Here is a 20,121-nt window from a genome sequence, read left to right on the forward strand (position 1 = left end):
TCAGGATTCCACCATCGCCATCGCTTCTTCGACATCCACCGCGACCAAACGTGAACAACCCGGTTCATGCATTGTCACCCCCATCAACTGATCAGCCATTTCCATGGCGATCTTGTTGTGGGTGATATAGATGAACTGCACCGTCTGGGACATCTCCTTGACCAGTCGCGCATAGCGTCCAACGTTAGCGTCATCCAATGGTGCATCAACTTCATCGAGCATGCAGAACGGCGCCGGGTTCAACTTGAAGATGGCAAACACCAGGGCCAATGCGGTCAGGGCTTTTTCGCCGCCGGACAACAAATGGATGGTGCTGTTCTTCTTGCCCGGAGGCCGCGCCATGATCGTTACCCCTGTATCGAGTAGATCTTCGCCCGTCAGTTCCAAGTAAGCGCTGCCACCACCGAAAACTTTCGGGAATAACGCCTGTAAACCGCCATTAATCTGATCAAAGGTATCTTTGAAGCGATTACGGGTTTCCTTGTCGATCTTGCGGATTACGTTTTCCAGGGTGTCCAGGGCTTCCACCAGGTCGGCGTCCTGGGCATCCAGATAACGTTTGCGCTCGGACTGCTGCTGGTATTCATCGATGGCCGCGAGGTTGATCGCGCCCAGTCGCTGGATACGTGCGGCAATCCGTTCAAGTTCTTCCTCGGCTTCTTTCTCGCTGGCCTGGGCGGTCAAGGTATTGAGCACACCGTGCAAGTCGTAGCCGTCTTCGAGCAATTGGTCTTGCAGGGCCTTGCGGCGCACGGTCAGGGCTTGCCATTCCATGCGCTGTTGCTCGAGCTGGCCGCGAATCAGCTGGGATTGCTGCTCGGCCTGGGTCCGGCGTTTTTCTGCGTCGCGCAATTCGCGGTCGGCGTCTTCCAGGGCGATCTGTGCGGTCTTGAGTTCTTCGTCGACGGTCATGCGCTTGTCGAGCAACTCTTCAAGCTTGAGGCGCAGCTCTTCCAGCGGCGCTTCGCCCTCCTCCAGGTTGAGGCTCAGTTGCTCGCGTTTTTCGGTCAGGCGTTCGGACTGCATCTCCAGGCGCTCAAGGGCCTGGGCTGTGGAATTGTGCTGGGCCTTGAGCGAACCCAGGCGCACGGCCAACTGATGGGCGTGGTCCTTGTGCTGGCGGGCTTCCTGGCGCACACGATCAAGGCGCTCGCGCAGGCTGTCACGCTGGGCCAGCAGCAATTCGCGCTGCTCGGTGTCCAGGGCCATGCTGTCGAGGGCTTCCTGCAATTGCAGGCGCGCTTCGCCGATCTGCTCGTGTTCCAGGGCGCGCTGCTCGCCCATCTCGGCCACTTCCTCATCGAGACGGGTACGGCGCAGGGTCAGTTGCTCGGCCTTGGCTTTGCTCGCGGAGAGCTGCGCTTTCAATTCGCCTTGCTGGCGCGCTTCGTCCTGCAACAGGCGGCGCAGGTGTTCGCGGCCGGTCTCTTGCTGGCGCTGGGTGGCGCGCAGGGTTTGCAGTTCGGTTTCGAGGCTTTCCAAGGTAGCTTCGCGCTCTTCACGCTCGGCGATCAAGTTGACGATTTCCTGGCCACGGGCCAGAACGCCGCTTTCCGCTTCACTGGCACGGCGCACCCGCAGGAAGTGGCGGCCGACCCAGTAACCGTCGCGGCTGATCAGGCTTTCGCCGCCAGCCAGTTGACCACGCCGGGCCAGGGCCTGCTCCAGGGAATCCACCGGCCTGACCTGGCCCAGCCACGGCGACAGGTCAATCGCCGCCTCGACCTTATCCAGCAGGCTGCCCGGCACTCGCGTGCCATCAGCGGCGGGGCTGAGCAGACGCAGATCACCCTGGGCAAAACCGGCCAGGTCGAAGCCGCCGAAATCATCCACCAGCACGGCTTGCAGGTCGGCGCCTAAAACGGTCTCTACGGCCAGCTCCCAACCGGCTTCAACTTTCAAGCCTTCGGCCAAGCGCGGACGCTCGGCCAGGTGCTGATCACGCAGCCATTCGGCGGTGCCGGTGCCTGGGTCCAACGCCGCTTGCTGCAAGGCTTCAAGGGACGCCAGCCGGCCATTGAGCCGCTGCAAATCGCCCTGGGCCTGCTGCTGGGCCTGGGTCGCCTGTTGCAGTTGCTGACGCAATTGCTCCAGGCGCTCCACTTGTTGTTCTTCGCTGGCTTCCAGCTCCTCCAGCGTCATTTCGCTTTCGGCCAGTTGCTCGCTGAGCTCCATGATCGCCGCGTCTTCCGGGTCAGCGGCAAGCAGCACGCGCTCTTCCTGCAGGCGACGCTGGCGCTCGGCCAGGCGCTCCATGCTGGTTTCCAGTTGCTGGATGCGCGACTGCTGCACCTCGGCCTGGCGCCGCGGTTCGGCGGATTGCAGGTTGAAGGCGTCCCACTGCTCCTGCCAGCCGTGCATGGTGGTTTCGGATTCTTCCAGCGCAGCGGCGGCCTCTTCGGCGGCGGCGTTGGTGATTTCCTGCTCGGGGGTGAGCATGTCCAGCTCTTCGCCCAACGTCAGCAGCAAGGTGCGGTCGTGGCCCAGGTGCGATTCGGTCTCCAGGCGCGCGCGTTCGGCTTCCTTCAGATCATCCTGCAACTGACGCAGGCGCTGCTGGCCGTGCTGGATGCTTTGCTCGACCCGGGCAATATCACCGCCCACCGAATAGAAACGGCCCTGCACCAGATTGAAGCGCTCGGACAGGTCATGGTGCCCGTCGCGCAGGCGCTCGATGGCGGCGTCGGCATTGCGCTGTTCGGCCACCAGCGCTTCAAAGCTGATTTCCTGGGTGCCGATGATCGCTTCGCGCTGGCCCACCTGATCGTTCAACGCCTGCCAGCGCAGGGCCGACAGTTGCGCCTTGAGCTGGCGCTCTTCGCCCTTGTATTCCTGATACTTCTCGGCCGCCTGGGCCTGGCGGTGCAGGCGCTCCAACTGGCGCTCCAGCTCTTCGCGCAGGTCGGTGAGGCGGGCGAGGTTTTCATGGGTGCGGCGGATACGGTTTTCAGTCTCGCGGCGGCGCTCCTTGTACTTGGAGATGCCGGCCGCCTCCTCGATAAAGTTGCGCAGGTCTTCGGGCTTGGCTTCGATCAGCTTGGAGATCATGCCCTGTTCGATGATCGAATAGCTGCGCGGGCCCAGGCCGGTACCGAGGAAGATGTCGGTAATGTCCCGGCGTCGGCACTTGGTGCCGTTGAGGAAGTAACTGTTCTGGCTGTCGCGCGTGACCTTGCGGCGGATGGAGATTTCCGCATAGGCCGCGTATTCGCCGACCAGGGTGCCGTCGGAGTTGTCGAACACCAGTTCGATGCTGGCCTGGCTCACCGGCTTGCGGCTGGTGGAGCCGTTGAAGATGACGTCGGTCATCGACTCGCCACGCAGGTTTTTTGCCGAGCTCTCGCCCATCACCCAGCGTACGGCGTCGATGATGTTCGACTTGCCGCAGCCATTGGGCCCGACCACTGCCGCCATGTTACTGGGGAAGTTCACCGTGGTCGGGTCGACGAAGGATTTGAACCCCGCCAGTTTGATGCACTTGAGCCGCACGTTTAGGCGTCCGCCAACGCAGCGATGACCAGCGAGCTACTGCGCTGGCAGTAGGCCGACAGCACCTGGCGGATCTGCTCCAGGTCACGGGCGAGTACGGCGGCGAGCAGTTGCTCGAACAGCGCCAGGTACTCGCTCATGGACGCCTTGCGCTGATCCAGGGCCAGGTAATAGGCACGGTTCATCGCCGGCTGCAGGTTTTCGACGGTTTCCTGCAAATACGGGTTGTTGGCAAAGGGGTACGCGGCGCGCATCACATTGAAGCATTCTTCGACAAAGGCGCGGATGTCCTGGCGCTCGAAATTGCTCACCAGGCGCTGCTGGATCTGGACGAACGGCGCCATGTCGGCCTGGGTCTGCCAGCCCTGGGCGACCGCATTGCCAAGCAGGATATACAACTCGCTCATCAGCGTGCACAGGCTCTGCACCTTGTGCGCCGTGAGCTCGGTCACGTGGGCGCCACGGCGCGGCAGGATCGCGATCAGGTGGCGGCGTTCGAGGATCAGTAAAGCTTCACGCACGGAGCCACGGCTGACATTCAGCGCCAGCGTGACTTTCTGTTCCTGGATCCGCTCCCCAGGCTTGAGATCGCCGCGAATGATACGTTCGGCGAGGTGGTGAGCGATTTGCTCGGCGAGACTGTCCGGCGCCTTGAACGTCATGTTTTCCCTTCAAAATCGTCTATCGGTACAAGCGCGGCAGTGTAGCGCATTGGCCCGCTGATGGCGCTACGCCCACCGTGGCGAATTTGGCATGAAATAAGCAAAGCTGAACACCCACACGCCCCCAAAAACGCCGGTTTCAGAAGACTGAACCATAATTGAAAGTGTTGCGATCGCAATTTCCTGACCTCCCAGTCAGAAAATCATTGACCGAAAAGTCAGACATGACTAGATTCGGCGCAAAGCGGTTAACAACAATAATGAGTCTGCGAGGCCTTCCGTGATCCAGTTTTTACTTAACCAGGAACTCCGTAGCGAGCACGCCCTGGACCCCAACCTGACCGTGCTCAACTATCTGCGCGAGCATGTGGGCAAACCCGGTACCAAGGAAGGCTGCGCCAGCGGCGACTGCGGTGCGTGCACGGTGGTGGTCGGCGAGTTGCACACCGACCCTCAGGGCGTTGAGCAGATCCGTTATCGCAGCCTCAATTCCTGCCTGACATTTGTATCGTCGCTGCACGGCAAGCAATTGATCAGCGTCGAAGACCTCAAGCACCAGGGCCAACTGCACAGCGTGCAACGGGCCATGGTGGAGTGCCACGGTTCGCAATGCGGCTTTTGCACCCCCGGGTTTGTGATGTCGTTGTTCGCCCTGCAAAAGAACAGCGACGCCCCCGACAGCCAGAAGGCCCACGAAGCCCTGGCCGGCAACCTGTGCCGCTGCACCGGCTATCGGCCGATCCTGGCCGCCGCCGAACAGGCCTGCTGCAACAAACCGGCGGACCAGTTCGACAGCCGCCAGGCCGAGACCATCGCCCGCCTCAAAGCCATCGCGCCGACCCAAACCGGTGAACTCAACAGCGGCGACAAACGCTGCCTGGTGCCCCTCACCGTTGCCGACCTGGCCGACCTCTACGACGCCTACCCGCAAGCCCGCCTGCTTGCCGGCGGTACCGACCTGGCGCTGGAAGTCACCCAGTTCCACCGCACCCTGCCGGTGATGATCTATGTCGGCAATATTGAAGAGATGAAGCGCATCGAGGACTTCGACGACCGCCTGGAAATCGGCGCCGCCACTGCCCTCTCCGACTGCTACACCGTGCTGCACCACGAATACCCGGATTTCGGCGACCTGCTGCACCGCTTCGCTTCCCTGCAAATTCGTAACCAGGGCACCCTGGGCGGCAATATCGGCAACGCTTCGCCCATTGGCGATTCGCCGCCGCTGTTGATCGCTCTCGGCGCGCAGATCGTGCTGTGCAAAGGCAACACGCGCCGTACGTTGGCCCTGGAAGACTACTTCATCGACTACCGTGTGACGGCGCGCCAGGACAGCGAGTTCATCGAGAAAATCATCGTACCCAAGGGCCACGCGCTGTTCCGTGCCTACAAGGTTTCCAAGCGCCTGGACGATGATATTTCCGCCGTCTGCGCTGCATTCAACCTGAAGATCGACAACGGTGTGATCAGTGATGCCCGCGTCGCGTTCGGCGGCATGGCCGCCACGCCAAAACGCGCGAAAAACTGCGAAGCCGTGTTAGTCGGTGCCACCTGGAACGCCGCCACCGTCGAGAAAGCCTGCGCTGCCCTGGCCGAGGATTTCACCCCGCTGTCGGACTTCCGCGCCAGCAAGGAATACCGCCTGCTCAGCGCCCGGAACCTGCTGCGCAAATACTTCATCGAACTGCAAACGCCGCACATCGAGACTCGGGTGACCGCTTATGTCTAACCATCACGCCGTGGAAAAAACCCAGGCCGAACTGGCCGCGCTGTTTGCCCAGGACCTGACCTCCGGGGTCGGCCGCAGCGTCAAGCATGACAGCGCCGCCAAGCACGTGTCCGGTGAAGCGCAGTACATCGATGACCGCCTGGAATTCCCCAACCAACTGCACCTGTATGCACGCATGTCCGACCGCGCCCACGCCCGGATCATCCGCATCGACACCACGCCCTGCTACGCCTTCGACGGTGTGCGTATCGTCATCACCCACGAAGACGTGCCGGGCCTGAAAGACATCGGCCCGCTGCTGCCCGGCGACCCCTTGCTGGCCATAGACACGGTGCAGTTCGTCGGCCAGGTGGTTTTGGCCGTGGCCGCCCGCGACCTGGACACCGCACGCAAGGCCGCGATGGCGGCCGTGATCGAATATGAAGACCTGGAGCCCGTGCTGGATGTGGTCGAGGCCTTTCGCAACAAGCACTTCGTGCTCGACAGCCACACCCACCAACGGGGTGATTCGACCGGCGCGCTGGCGACCGCCAAGCACCGCCTCCAGGGCACCCTGCATATCGGCGGCCAGGAACACTTCTACCTGGAAACCCAGATTTCCTCGGTAATGCCCACCGAAGACGGCGGCATGATCGTCTATTGCTCCACGCAGAACCCCACCGAAGTGCAGAAGCTGGTGGCCGAAGTGCTGGATGTGTCGATGAACAAGATCGTCGTCGATATGCGCCGCATGGGCGGCGGTTTCGGCGGCAAGGAAACCCAGGCCGCCAGCCCGGCGTGCCTGTGCGCGGTGGTGGCGCGCCTCACCGGCCAGCCGACCAAGATGCGCCTGCCGCGCGTCGAAGACATGCTGATGACCGGCAAGCGCCACCCCTTCTATATCGAATACGACGTGGGCTTCGACGACAGCGGTCGCCTGCACGGGATCAACCTGGAGCTGGCCGGTAACTGCGGCTGCTCGCCGGACCTGTCCAACTCGATCGTCGACCGCGCCATGTTCCACGCCGACAACGCGTATTACCTGGGCGATGCCACGGTGAACGGCCATCGCTGCAAGACCAACACCGCGTCCAACACCGCCTATCGCGGCTTCGGTGGCCCGCAAGGCATGGTCGCCATCGAGGAAGTGATGGACGCCATCGCGCGCCATCTGGGGCTGGACCCGTTGGCGGTGCGCAAGGCCAATTACTACGGCAAGACCGAGCGCAACGTCACCCACTACTACCAGACCGTCGAGCACAACATGCTCGAAGAGATGACCGCCGAACTTGAAGCCAGCAGCCAATACGCCGAGCGCCGCGAAGCGGTCCGCCTGTACAACGCCCACAGCCCGATCCTGAAAAAAGGCCTGGCGCTGACGCCGGTGAAATTCGGGATCTCGTTCACGGCGAGCTTCCTGAACCAGGCGGGCGCGCTGATCCATATCTACACCGACGGCAGCATCCACCTGAACCACGGCGGCACCGAGATGGGCCAGGGCTTGAACACCAAAGTCGCGCAAGTGGTGGCCGAAGTGTTCCAGGTGGACATCGACCGCGTGCAGATCACCGCCACCAACACCGACAAAGTGCCCAACACCTCGCCGACTGCTGCCTCCAGCGGTGCGGACCTGAACGGCAAGGCCGCCCAGAACGCCGCCGAAACCATCAAGCAACGCCTGGTGGAATTCGCCGCGCGCAAGTACGACGTGAGCGAAGCGGATGTGGAATTTCATAACGGCCATGTGCGCGTGCGCGAGCAGATCCTGAGCTTTGAAGCGCTGATCCAGCAGGCGTATTTCGCCCAGGTCTCGCTGTCGAGCACCGGCTTCTACAAGACCCCGAAAATCTTCTACGACCGCAGCCAGGCCCGCGGTCGCCCGTTCTACTACTTCGCCTTCGGCGCGGCGTGCTGCGAAGTGATCGTCGACACCCTGACCGGCGAATACAAGATGCTGCGCACCGACATCCTCCACGATGTGGGCGCCTCACTGAACCCGGCCATCGACATCGGCCAGGTAGAAGGAGGCTTTATCCAGGGCATGGGCTGGCTGACCATGGAAGAGCTGGTGTGGAACAACAAGGGCAAGCTAGAGACCTGCGGCCCGGCCAGCTACAAGATCCCGGCGGTGGCCGACATGCCTTTGGATTTGCGTGTGAAGCTGGTGGAAAACCGCAAGAACCCGGAAGACACGGTGTTCCATTCCAAGGCCGTGGGCGAGCCACCGTTCATGCTCGGGATTGCCTCGTGGTGCGCGATCAAGGATGCGGTGGCGAGCCTGGCTGATTATCGCCATCAGCCGAAGATCGATGCGCCGGCGACACCGGAGCGGGTGTTGTGGGGGTGTGAGCAGATGCGCAAGTTGCAGACGGCGACAGCTGTCGAGACTGAAACTGAAATGGCTTCGCTCTAGACCGAGGCGCTGCCCGAACTGACAACAGTAATGTTGAGGTAAACATGAACAACTGGATCAGCGCCCTCGCCGACCTGCAAAACCAGAGTGAACCCTGCGTACTGGTGACCATCATCGAAGAGCTCGGCTCCACGCCGCGCAATGCCGGTTCGAAGATGGTGATCAGTGCCGCGCAAACCTTCGACACCATCGGCGGCGGGCACCTGGAATACAAGGCCATGCAGATCGCCCGCGACATGCTTGTGCGTGGCCAGCAGAACACCCATCTGGAGCGCTTCAGCCTCGGCGCCAGCCTGGGCCAGTGCTGCGGTGGCATCACCGTGCTGCTGTTCGAACCCATGGGCCAGGTACAGGCGCAGATCGCGGTGTTCGGCGCCGGCCATGTCGGCCGCGCGCTGGTGCCGTTGCTGGCGAGCCTGCCGTGCCGGGTACGATGGATCGATTCCCGCGAGCAGGAGTTTCCGGAACATATCCCCCAGGGCGTGCGTAAAATCGTCAGCGAAGAGCCGGTGGACGAAATTGCCGACCTGCCGGTGGGCAGTTACTGCATCGTCATGACCCACAATCACGCGCTGGACCTGGAACTCACCGCCGCCCTGCTCAAACGCAATGACTTTGCCTACTTCGGCCTGATCGGCTCGAAGACCAAACGCGTCAAGTTCGAACACCGCCTGCGCGATCGCGGCTTCGACGCCGCGCAGATGCAACGCATGCGTTGCCCCATGGGCCTCAGCGAGGTGAAGGGCAAGTTGCCGGTGGAGATCGCCATCTCCATCGCCGGCGAAATCATCGCCACCTATAACGCCAGTTTCGGCCAGCACACCGCGAGCGCCGAACCCATTGCCAAATTGCTGCCGGCCTCGCGCCGAAGCCAAGCTATCAATTGAGACGACCATGCCTTTGACTCGCAAAGCCTACCGTGCCGCCCTCCTGCACAGCATCGCCGACCCCGCTGAAGTTGGGATCGAAGCCTCCTACGAGTATTTCGAAGACGGCCTGCTGGTGATCGAAAACGGCCGGATCAGCGCCGTGGGCCATGCCGCCGACCTGCTGCCGAGCTTGCCTGCCGACATCGACATCACCCATTACCAGGATGCGCTAATCATCCCCGGCCTGATCGACACCCATATCCACCTGCCGCAAACCGGCATGGTCGGCGCGTATGGCGAGCAGTTGCTGGACTGGCTCAACACCTACACCTTCCCGTGCGAAAGCCAGTTCGCCGACAAGGCCCACGCCGAAGAAGTCGCAGGCATTTTTATCAAGGAACTGCTGCGCAACGGCACCACCACCGCACTGGTGTTCGGCAGTGTGCATCCGCAGTCGGTGAACGCATTCTTTGAGGCGGCGGAAAAACTCGACCTGCGCATGATCGCCGGCAAGGTGCTGATGGACCGCAACGCTCCGGACTACCTTACCGACACCGCCGAATCCGGCTACCAGCAAAGCAAGGCGCTGATCGAACGCTGGCACGGCAAGGGCCGCCTGCACTACGCGGTCACCCCGCGTTTTGCGCCGACCAGCACGCCGGAACAATTGGCGCTCGCCGGGCAACTGCTGGGCGAGTACCCGGACCTGTACATGCAGACGCACATCAGTGAGAACAAGCAGGAAGTCGAGTGGGTGAAGGCGCTGTTTCCGGAGCGCAGCGGCTATCTGGATGTGTACGACCACTACCAGCTGCTGGGCGAGCGCTCGGTGTTTGCCCACGGCGTGCACCTGTGTGATGACGAGTGCGCACGGTTGGCTGAGACGGGGTCGGCGGTGGCGTTCTGTCCGACCTCGAACCTCTTCCTCGGCAGCGGCCTGTTCAACCTGCCGATGGCCGAGAAACACAAGCTGAATGTCGGCCTGGGCACCGATGTGGGTGGCGGCACCAGTTTCTCGCTGCTGCAAACCTTGAACGAAGCCTACAAGGTCATGCAACTGCAGGGCGCGCGGTTGAGCCCCTTCAAGTCACTGTACCTGGCTACCCTGGGTGGTGCGCGGGCGCTGCGCCTGGAAGACAAGATCGGCACGCTGCAGCCGGGCACCGATGCCGACTTCCTGGTGCTGGACTACAACGCCACGCCGCTGCTGAGCTATCGCTTGAAGCAAGCCAATAACATTGCCGAGACGTTGTTCGTGTTGATGACCCTGGGGGATGATCGGACGGTGTTGCAGACGTATGCGGCCGGCCAACTCGTGCACCAACGCTGATCTGCGCCACGACACAAAACAAATGTGGGAGGGGGCTTGCTCCCGATAGCGGTGGATCAGGCACTTAATTCAGTGACTGACACTCTGCCATCGGGAGCAAGCCCCCTCCCACATTTTTTAATCGGGTTTACAGCTTGACCGAAGAACGCCCCGGCTTCTTGGTCTGCAACAGATGCGAGAACACCGCATGCAAATCATCCGACGCACTTTCCTCGTCGAGGTTGAGCTTGCTGTCGATGTGATCCATGTGATGCATCATCAAATTCACCGCCAGCGCCGCGTCCCTCGCTTCGATAGCGTCGATCAGTTGCGTGTGCTCATCGTAGGAGCAGTGCGAGCGGTTGCCGCTTTCGTACTGGGCGATGATCAACGAGGTCTGGGACACCAGGCTGCGCTGGAAGCTGATCAGCGGCGCGTTTTTCGCGGCTTCGGCCAGCTTGAGGTGGAACTCGCCGGAGAGGCGGATGCCCGCCCCGCGATCGCCGCGGGAGAAGCTGTCGCGCTCGTCGTTGACCATCTGGCGCAGTTCGGCCAGTTGCTCGGCGGTGGCGTGCTGCACCGCCAGCTCGGTGATCGCTCGCTCTACCAGGCGCCGGGCCAGGAACACCTGGCGTGCTTCTTCCACGCTTGGGCTCGCCACCACCGCGCCACGATTGGGCCGCAGCAACACCACGCCTTCATGGGCCAGGCGCGACAGCGCGCGGCGAATAATGGTGCGGCTGACGCCGAAGATTTCGCCCAGTGCCTCTTCGCTCAATTTGGTACCGGGTGCCAGGCGCTGCTCGAGGATCGCCTCGAAGATATGCGCGTAGACGATATCGTCCTGGGTTCCGCTGCGACCGACCTTGCCGGCTCGCGGTTGTTTCTTGAGAGGTTGCAACTGTTCGTTCATGGGCACTCGGGTAGGGAGAACGGCGGCGAATTAACGGTAATACGGCAACTTTAAGGTAATACGGCAACACGGGGTCGCTGGCAAGTATCACCTAAAAACAGCGCACATTGTACACAACCCACTGCGCCAACACACTGTACGGCTGTTTGCGGTGCCGTCTGTATTGCAATGAGTCGTTACGTTTGAGTTTAGGCTTGAATCTGCGCCGTCACCGGCAAACACCCAGGTAAAAGGAACACCTCTCCATGACCGACGCCACCCAAGCGCCCTTGCGCCCGCTGGCCGACACTTCTGCCTCCGCCGTCGTCGCCGGCTTTATCGCCATGATGACCGGCTATACCAGCTCCCTGGTGCTGATGTTCCAGGCCGGCCAGGCGGCCGGCTTGACCACGGCGCAGATTTCTTCGTGGATCTGGGCGATTTCCATCGGCATGGCGGTCTGCAGCATCGGCCTGTCCCTGCGCTATCGCACGCCGATCACCATTGCCTGGTCCACCCCCGGCGCGGCGCTGTTGATCACCAGCCTGGGCGGTGTGAGTTACGGCGAGGCCATCGGCGCCTACATCACCTGCGCGGTGCTGGTGACGCTCTGCGGGCTCACCGGCAGCTTTGAAAAACTGGTCAAGCGCATCCCGGCATCGTTGGCGGCCGCGTTGCTGGCGGGGATCCTGTTCAAGATCGGCAGCGAAATTTTCGTCGCCGCGCAGCATCGCACCGGCCTGGTACTGGGGATGTTTTTCACCTACCTGATCATCAAGCGTCTGTCGCCACGCTACGCGGTACTGGCCGCCCTGATGATCGGTACCCTGCTGTCGGGGCTGATGGGCTTGCTGGACTTCAGCGGTTTCCACCTGGAAGTGGCGACGCCGGTGTGGACGACACCGCACTTCTCGTTGGCGGCAACCATCAGCATCGGGATTCCGTTGTTCGTGGTGGCGATGACCTCGCAGAACATGCCCGGCGTCGCCGTACTGCGGGCCGATGGCTATAACGTGCCGGCCTCGCCGCTGATCACCGCCACCGGCCTGGCCTCGCTGGTGCTGGCGCCCTTTGGCTCCCACGGCATCAACCTGGCGGCGATCAGCGCAGCGATCTGCACCGGCCCCCATGCCCATGAAGACCGTAATAAACGCTACACCGCCGCCGTATGGTGCGGGGTGTTCTACGGGATAGCCGGGGTGTTCGGCGCAACACTGGCGGCACTGTTCGCAGCCTTGCCCAAGGAACTGGTGCTGTCGATTGCGGCCTTGGCCTTGTTTGGCTCGATCATCAATGGCTTGAGTATCGCCATGAATGAGCCGAAGGAACGGGAAGCGGCGCTGATCACCTTTATGGTCACCGCGTCAGGCTTGACGTTGTTTTCCATCGGCTCGGCGTTCTGGGGGATTGTGGCGGGGGTGTTGACGCTGCTGATTCTGAACTGGCGCAAGGCATAAAAAAACGGCGACCCTCAGGTCGCCGTTTTTTTCAGTATCACTTAGCCGCGTTGATCGGCTTTTCCGGATACCACACGTCCAGCAGCGGGCTGACTTCAGCCTTGGTCAGCTCGGAACGGGTTTTCAGCCAGGCTTCGACGGCAGCGCGCTGCTCTTCGGAGACCGAGCCACGCTTCTGCAGGCAAACCAGACCGTAGTCATCGCCGCCGACATAGCCCAGGCCGTTGGCTTCCATGGCTTCTTTGATGAATGCTTCGAGGAAAGCGTCGATAGCTTCTTCACTCAGGCCTTCTTTGAAGTCCAGGTTCAGTTCGAAACCCAGCTCTTGAAATTCATCAACGCACAGTTTTTTGCGCAGACGCTGGGAACGGTTAGTCGCCATTGGAACAATCCTCATAAGTAATAACGGGCGGCACTTTAGCAGTTTAAGACGACGATTGCCCGACTCTCTGGGACAGGCGGCCGTTTGCTGTTAAAAAAACGCCAATTACCAGCTATCGTTCAGCTACAAGTGCCTTCACCTTGGGGCATAATGCCGACACTTTCATGACCATTGAGGGAATTTTCCTATCTACCCCTCGCCTTTTTCACCCTCCTCAGCAGTAGGGTTTTACTTCTTATGATCAAATCTTTGCGTCCATTGCTACTCGCCAGTTTTCTCCTGCCACTGGCCTTTTCCACCTCCGCAGCCCCGATCAATAACACCCTGCCCCCGAACGTCCAGCAGGCACTCGCCAAAGCCAAGCTGCAAAACACTGCGCTGTCCCTGGTGATGATCCCGCTGAACGGCCCCGGCACCCCCACGGTATTCAACGCCGACGTCTCGGTAAACCCGGCTTCCACCATGAAACTGGTCACCACCTATGCGGCCCTGGAAATGCTCGGCCCCAACCACCAGTGGAAAACCGAGTTCTACACCGACGGCACCCTCAGCGGTGGCGTGTTGCACGGCAACCTGTACCTCAAGGGCGGCGGCGACCCCAAGCTGAACATGGAAAAACTCTGGCTGCTGATGCGCGACCTGCGGGCCAATGGCGTGCAGCAAGTCACCGGTGACCTGGTGCTGGACCGCAGTTTCTTCAACCAACCGCAGTTGCCGGAATTCAATGATGACGGCAACGACGAGAACAAACCGTTCCTGGTCAAGCCCGACGCCCTGCTGGTCAACCTCAAGGCCCTGCGCTTTGTGACCCGTAACGATTCGGGGCGCGTGCTCGTCTCGGTCGAGCCGCCGATTGCCAGCATCCGCATCGACAACCAGGTCAAGGCCTCCAACGCCAAGCAGTGCACCGGCGACGTACGCTACAACCCGGTCACAGGCGCCGATGGCAGTATGACGGTCACCGTCAGCGGCCAATTGGCCGATGGCTGCAGCTCGCAGACTTATCTGTCGTTGCTGGACCACGCCACCTACACCGCTGGCGCGGTACGGGCGATCTGGCAGGAACTGGGCGGCAGCATCCAGGGCCGCGATATCCAGGCACCGGTGCCCAAGGATGCCAAGGTACTGGCCCGCGCCTTTTCGCCGGACCTGGCGGAAATCATCCGCGACATCAATAAATACAGTAACAACACCATGGCCCAGCAATTGTTCCTGAGCCTGGGCGCGCAGTTCCGCAACGATGCCGACGGCGACGATGCCAAGGCCGCGCAACGTGTGGTGCGCCAGTGGCTGGCGAAGAAAGGCATCACCGCGCCACACCTGGTGATGGAGAACGGTTCGGGCCTGTCCCGTGCCGAACGGGTCAGCGCCCGCGAAATGGCCGCCATGCTGCAAGCCGCCTGGAAAAGCCCCTACGCTGCGGAATACATCAGCTCGATGCCGATCGCCGGCACCGACGGCACCATGCGCAAACGCCTGAAGACCACCGCCATGCGCGGCGAAGCCCACGTCAAGACCGGTACCTTGAATACCGTGCGCGCCATTGCCGGGTTCAGCCGCGACAACAACGGCAACACCTGGGCGGTGGTGGCGATCCTCAACGATCCGAAGCCGTGGGGCGCGTCGTCGGTGCTGGACCAGGTGCTGCTGGATCTGTACCGCCAGCCAAAACTGGCGGCGGCGGCTCCCGTCCTATAGGAGCGAGCATCAGGCCCGCGCCCTCTCGGCCTCCACCCGGTCCCTGCCCGCCTGCTTGGCCACGTACACCGCCGAGTCGGCACGCAACAACAGGCCATCAATGCCTTCATCCACCCGCCAGCTGGCCACACCAAAGCTGGCGGTGACGATGCCCACAGGCTCCATCGGCAGGTTACGCAGGGATTGCCACAACTCCATGGCCAGGCCATAAGCCTGCTCGCCATCGGTATTGGGGCACAGCACCATGAATTCCTCGCCCCCCAGGCGGCAGAACACGTCGGTGCGGCGCAGACGCTGACTGATGCGCCTGCATAACTCCTGCAACACCCCGTCGCCAACCGCATGCCCGTGCTGGTCGTTGATACGCTTGAAATGATCGATATCGAGCATGATCACCGACAGCGCCCCACTGGTCCGGTTGAGTCTCGCCATCTCGGTCCTGAGGCGGTCCTGGAAATAGCGACGGTTGTGAATCCCGGTCAGGGAATCTGTGATGGACAGCGCGCGCAGCTCCTCTTCAACCCGCTTCAAGTCCGAAATGTCCGACACATAGCCATGCCACAGCGTACCGCCCCCCGGTAACTCTTCCGGGGTGGCCTCGCCGCGAATCCAGCGCAACCCCCGTTGCGGCAACTGCACCCGGTACTCTTCGCGCCAGTGGCTCAACTGCAATGCCGACAGGCGAATCGAGGCCCGCACCCGTTCCGCGTCCAGCGGGTGGATTCGCTCGAAGACCTTCGTCGCGTCCCGCTGCAACGCGCTGACCTCGATTTCATAGATATCGCGCATGCCGTCGCTGGCGTAGATAAAGCGCCAGTTATCCTGGGGTTCCAGGGTGAATTGGAAGATCCCCCCGGGTACGTGGGCACTGAGTTTCTTGAGCAGGCGGTCCCGCGCCGCCAGGGCCTCGTAAGCGCGTTTCTGCTCGGTGACGTCCAGGTAAATCGCGAGGTGACCGATCCACAGACCATGGTCATCCAGCAATACGGTGGCCAACATGTTCACAATCAACTGACTGCCATCCTGGCGGACCAAGGTCCACTCCCGGGCTTCGTGCAGGTTGTCGGGGCTTTCCACCAGCATCGCCTGGCTCGCCGGGATACGCTTGCCCAAGGTCACGCTCAGGCTCGCGGAACGTGCCTCCAGCTCCAACGCCAAGTGCAGGCTTTCCAGGGTCAGCTTGCCCACCACCTGGTCGGCCTCGTACCCCAGCATCTGCTCGGCACCGGCGTTGAAGGTGTTGATCACACCGCGCAGGTCAGTGGCAATGATCGCCACTTGGGTAGCGGCGTTGAGTACGCTGCGCAACTGGCCATGGGCACCACGTAGCTCCTGCTCACGCAAGCGCAACTGCACAGTGCGTTGCTCCACCAGTTTCAACGCACGCTGGCGCTGGCTCACCAGCACATAGAGCAAGGCGCTGAGCAGCAGGCTGAGTAGGCTACCCATGGTCAGGATCGTGGACAGCGAGGAATAGTTGGCCTGCTCGAACACCTTGCTCGGGCGCAGGCTCAGGGCGTACACATGATCGCCCAGGGTCAGGCGACGCGCGCCAGCAAGGTCACTGTTGGCCACGGCATTGCCGGACTCGAAGAGCACGCGCTTTTGCAGGTCGGAGGTGTCGACGATCTGCATCACCAGGTTGTCCCGCTCCGCTTTTGGCAAGCCCTCGGCGACCAACTGGCGCATGCTGATCACCGCCATTACGTAACCGTATGGCTCATTTGGGGACGGCTCGGACGTGGGCAGGTGACTCACCGGCGCGACCAGTAATACACCAGTGGCATAAGCCGGCTCGACACCCACCAACTGCATCGGTTGGGACACCGCCAGCTTGCCGCTCTTTTGCGCCCGCTCAAGGGTCGAGCGCCGCAGGGGCTGGGCCAACAGATCAAAACCCAGGGGCGACCCCAGCAGGCTTTGAGTCTGGCTGTAGAGCACCGGAACGTATTCATCACGCTCGGGCGCCGGGGCCAGTTCGCCGGCGCTATTAAGTTCACGGATAACAAAGGGTACCCCACGCAGGCGGGACACCTCTTGTTCAAATTGGCTGCGCTGTCCGCGAAACACACGGGGTGCCCAGGCGTAGGCCCGGGCGCGCAACAGTAACGGCTGGGCAAACCCGTCGAACTCCTCGCGGGACACAACATCGGAGTTGACGAAGAACCGCCGCAGGCTGTTCAGGCGTTGTTCCTGATCCTCGAAACGTTCCTGCAAGCGGCTGTAACGCTCGTTGACCAGCAACTGAAAGCGCTGGCGAACCTGTTGCTGATAGAGGTCGGAGGCCGCCCAGGCGACGATGGCCGTCAGCGCAAAACCTGCCAATAACACCACCAACGCCACCAGCCAAGCCGACGCCTGTTCACTGATAAAGCCTAGGATTTTCGGGCGAACGGCTTGCAACGGCATAGGCAACACTCACAACGCCAGCGTGCGGGGGGTGTCACTTTGGCTAGGCCTTAAGTTATAGCCATCGGCCCAGGGTTTGACCAGCGTAAAAAAGCCGCAAGCCCGGAATAGTCCAGGCTTGCGGCTTTTTCGTGGCGGCGATCAGCGAGCAGTGATTTTCCACGCCCGGTGGATCTTCGCATTACGCGCAAAATCCGGATCGATGGTCTTGTCGCTGATTTCCTCGACCGCATAGCGTTCGCTGAGATTGTCCTCCAACTGGAACTTGCGGAAGTTGTTCGAGAAGTACAGCACGCCACCCGGTGCCAGGCGCGCCATGGCCAGGTCAAGCAACTGCACGTGGTCGCGCTGCACGTCGAAGATGCCTTCCATGCGCTTGGAGTTGGAGAAGGTCGGCGGGTCGATGAAGATCATGTCGAACTCATCGCGGCTGGCCTCCAGCCAGGCCATCACATCGCCCTGCTCCAGGCGGTTCTTGTCGGAAAAACCGTTGAGCGAGAAGTTGCGACGTGCCCAGTCCAGGTAGGTCTTGGACAGGTCGACACTGGTGGTGCTGCGCGCGCCGCCCTTGGCTGCGTGCACACTGGCGGTGGCGGTGTAGCAATACAGGTTGAGGAAACGCTTGCCGGCCGCTTCCTTCTGGATACGCATGCGCATCGGACGGTGGTCGAGGAACAGACCGGTGTCCAGGTAGTCGGTGAGGTTGACCAGCAGCTTCACGCCGCCTTCGCTGACCTCGGTGAACTTGCCCTGGGCACTCTGGCGCTCGTATTGCTTGGTACCGCTCTGGCGCTCGCGACGCTTGACCACCACGCGGCTCTTGTCGATGTTCAGCGCCTGGGGAATGGCCGCCAGGGCGTCGAACATGCGGGCCGAGGCTTTTTCCGGATCGATGGATTTTGGCGCAGCGTATTCCTGCACGTGGACCCAATCGTGGTACAGGTCGATGGCCATGGAGTATTCAGGCATATCGGCGTCGTATACGCGGTAGCAATCCACCCCTTCACGCTTGGCCCACTTGCCCAGCAGCTTGAGGTTCTTTTGCAGGCGGTTGGCAAACATCTGCCCACCTTCGCTCAGGCGCGCCTGCTCGACCACGGGGGCCGGGGCGGGCTTGATCGGGTTGCCGTTCTTGTTGTACTGGCGCTCCTGCGGCTCGGCCGGGGCCTGGTCGTAAACCGCCTGCTCACGTTCGGCCTGGCGCTGTTCCGGGGTACGGCGCTCGCCGGTGACGAACTGATCCGGGTTGACCTTGATCAGCAGCAACTTGCACGGCAATGCGCCGTTCCAGAACGAATACTGCTTGTGGCTGCGGATCCCCATGCGCTTGCCCAGGTCCGGCGCGCCGGTGAACACCGCCGCTTCCCAGCCCATGCAGGCCTGGCGCAGGCGCTCGCCGAGGTTCTGGTAGAGGTACAACAGGCTGGCTTCGTCACCCAAACGCTCGCCGTAGGGCGGGTTGCAGATCACCAGGCCTTTCTGGTTCTGGTCCGGGCGCGGCTCGAAGGTGCCGACTTCGCCCTGGTACACCTTGATCCAGTGGCTCAGGCCGGCGCGCTCGATGTTGTTTCGGGCGGGCTGGATCAGGCGCGGGTCGGCTTCGTAGCCCCGCACCCACAACGGCGGCTTGTTCATGCCGATGGCCGCGCGTTCAGTGGCCTCGGCGTGGAGTTTTTTCCACAGCGCCGGGACGTGGCCGAGCCAGGTGGTGAAGCCCCACAATTCGCGATTCAGGTTAGGTGCCATGTCGGCGGCGATCATCGCGCCTTCCACCAGGAAGGTGCCCACGCCGCACATCGGGTCAGTCAGCGCGCCGCCTTCGGCAGCAATGCGCGGCCAGCCGGCACGAATCAGGATCGCCGCCGCGAGGTTTTCCTTCAACGGCGCGGCGCCCTGCTGCAGGCGGTAGCCGCGCTGGTGCAGGCTGTGGCCGGACAGGTCAAGGGACAGGATCGCTTCGCCACGGTCCAGGCGCAGGTGGATGCGCAGGTCCGGGTTGATCTTGTCGATGGACGGGCGTTCGCCGGTCGGGGTGCGCAGCTTGTCGACGATCGCATCCTTGACCTTCAGCGCGCCGAAGTGGGTGTTGTCGATGCCTGAGCCGTGACCGCTGAATTCCACCGCCAGGGTACCGTCAGAAACCATGTGATCGGCCCATTCAATATCCAGCACACCGTGGTAGAGGTCTTCGGCGTCCTTCATCGGGAAGCGCTTGAGCACCAGCAACACACGGTTGGCCAGGCGCGACCAGAGGCACAGGCGATAAGCGGTTTCCATGTCGGCCATGCCGCGCACGGCCGAGGTGTGCTCGCGGGCGTCCTCAAGGCCAAGCCCGACGGCTTCCTCGATCAGCAGGCCTTCGAGGCCCTTGGGGCAGGTGAGGAAGAGTTCAAAACGGTCCGACATGGGGCATTCCAGGCTTTTCAGCAATAAGTGAACGGGCGACGCATCGCCGGCTCGGTTTTCAATCAAGCACTTTTCTTGAAGAGTGCTCGCGTGGCACGAATGTGCCGTTCCACCCCGTCTGACGGGCCTTGGAGCCTTTATTGACGGGGCAGAGAGAGAATTTGACGCAACAAAAAGAAATATTCCGACCCTTCGTCGAATAATAACCGACAGCAACAGAAGGACATTCTCACTAAAGGATTAAACCCATCCTCTTTGCAGGGTGCATCATAGCTGGCTTTGCCCAACAAATGGGGCGAAAAGCCATCCCAGCTTATGGCTATAGCATCGTTATCGTTACGTGCTTATGACAAAACGATCATTGAATCCATGTGACCTATTGGTTAGAACTCAACACAGGTTGGCGCCGTAACGACGCCGACACCTA

The 20,121-nt window shown here is 61.7% G+C and carries 12 protein-coding genes; 6 read left to right on the forward strand and 6 right to left on the reverse strand.

The genetic code is table 11. The features are described from left to right. Both smc and BLW22_RS21745 read right to left on the reverse strand, forming a co-directional pair. Nucleotides 1–3,489 (reverse strand): chromosome segregation protein SMC, encoded by a 3,489-nt coding sequence (gene smc, locus BLW22_RS21740; protein ID WP_065924760.1) that lies wholly within the window; start codon nt 3,487–3,489, stop codon nt 1–3. Between the two features lie 2 nt (nt 3,490–3,491). Continuing rightward, nucleotides 3,492–4,151 carry a GntR family transcriptional regulator gene (locus BLW22_RS21745; protein ID WP_027603706.1) on the reverse strand — a complete coding sequence of 220 codons (660 nt, stop codon included), beginning with the start codon at nt 4,149–4,151 and terminating at the stop codon, nt 3,492–3,494. Between the two features lie 280 nt (nt 4,152–4,431). Here BLW22_RS21745 and xdhA point away from each other — a divergent pair, with 280 nt between their 5' ends. From xdhA to guaD, 4 genes are read left to right on the forward strand one after another with little or no spacing between them, the layout of a single operon-like run. Further along, nucleotides 4,432–5,880, forward strand: coding sequence for a xanthine dehydrogenase small subunit (xdhA, locus tag BLW22_RS21750; RefSeq protein WP_065946884.1), 1,449 nt, complete (start codon nt 4,432–4,434; stop codon nt 5,878–5,880). Beyond that, a complete protein-coding gene (gene xdhB, locus BLW22_RS21755; protein ID WP_065946885.1) occupies nt 5,873–8,272 on the forward strand; it encodes a xanthine dehydrogenase molybdopterin binding subunit in 2,400 nt (799 codons plus the stop codon). The genes xdhA and xdhB overlap by 8 nt, the downstream gene beginning before the upstream one ends. Nucleotides 8,273–8,316: 44 nt before the next feature. After that, the gene (xdhC, locus tag BLW22_RS21760; RefSeq protein WP_065946886.1) at nt 8,317–9,159 is read left to right on the forward strand and encodes a xanthine dehydrogenase accessory protein XdhC; all 843 of its coding nucleotides are present in this window, start codon (nt 8,317–8,319) and stop codon (nt 9,157–9,159) included. Between the two features lie 7 nt (nt 9,160–9,166). Next, on the forward strand, nt 9,167–10,471 hold the full coding sequence (gene guaD / locus BLW22_RS21765) for a guanine deaminase (protein ID WP_074847458.1): 1,305 nt from the start codon (nt 9,167–9,169) through the stop codon (nt 10,469–10,471). Nucleotides 10,472–10,598: 127 nt separating this feature from the next. Here guaD and BLW22_RS21770 read toward each other — a convergent pair whose 3' ends face one another. Beyond that, nucleotides 10,599–11,363 carry a GntR family transcriptional regulator gene (locus tag BLW22_RS21770; RefSeq protein ID WP_065924765.1) on the reverse strand — a complete coding sequence of 255 codons (765 nt, stop codon included), beginning with the start codon at nt 11,361–11,363 and terminating at the stop codon, nt 10,599–10,601. A gap of 245 nt (nt 11,364–11,608) precedes the next feature. On the opposite strand from BLW22_RS21770, the gene BLW22_RS21775 reads away from it, so the two are divergent. Continuing rightward, nucleotides 11,609–12,799, forward strand: a complete 1,191-nt coding sequence (locus BLW22_RS21775; RefSeq protein WP_065924766.1) for a benzoate/H(+) symporter BenE family transporter — start codon at nt 11,609–11,611, stop codon at nt 12,797–12,799. 37 nt (nt 12,800–12,836) lie between these two features. On the opposite strand, the gene BLW22_RS21780 is transcribed toward BLW22_RS21775, so the two are convergent. Then, the gene (locus tag BLW22_RS21780) at nt 12,837–13,181 is read right to left on the reverse strand and encodes a YggL family protein (RefSeq protein ID WP_010208515.1); all 345 of its coding nucleotides are present in this window, start codon (nt 13,179–13,181) and stop codon (nt 12,837–12,839) included. A 237-nt stretch (nt 13,182–13,418) separates the two neighbouring features. Between BLW22_RS21780 and dacB the strand changes: the two genes are divergently transcribed. Then, nucleotides 13,419–14,879: a D-alanyl-D-alanine carboxypeptidase/D-alanyl-D-alanine endopeptidase gene (gene dacB, locus BLW22_RS21785; protein WP_065924767.1), complete on the forward strand. Its 1,461-nt coding sequence runs from the start codon at nt 13,419–13,421 to the stop codon at nt 14,877–14,879. A gap of 9 nt (nt 14,880–14,888) precedes the next feature. On the opposite strand, the gene BLW22_RS21790 is transcribed toward dacB, so the two are convergent. Continuing rightward, entirely contained in the window at nt 14,889–17,288 is a 2,400-nt protein-coding gene (locus BLW22_RS21790) for a sensor domain-containing diguanylate cyclase (RefSeq protein ID WP_074847459.1), read from the reverse strand. A gap of 141 nt (nt 17,289–17,429) precedes the next feature. After that, nucleotides 17,430–19,694 carry a bifunctional 23S rRNA (guanine(2069)-N(7))-methyltransferase RlmK/23S rRNA (guanine(2445)-N(2))-methyltransferase RlmL gene (rlmKL, locus tag BLW22_RS21795; protein ID WP_065924769.1) on the reverse strand — a complete coding sequence of 755 codons (2,265 nt, stop codon included), beginning with the start codon at nt 19,692–19,694 and terminating at the stop codon, nt 17,430–17,432. Nucleotides 19,695–20,121: the final 427 nt, after the last annotated feature.

This window comes from Pseudomonas marginalis, assembly GCF_900105325.1.
Lineage (GTDB): Bacteria > Pseudomonadota > Gammaproteobacteria > Pseudomonadales > Pseudomonadaceae > Aquipseudomonas > Aquipseudomonas marginalis.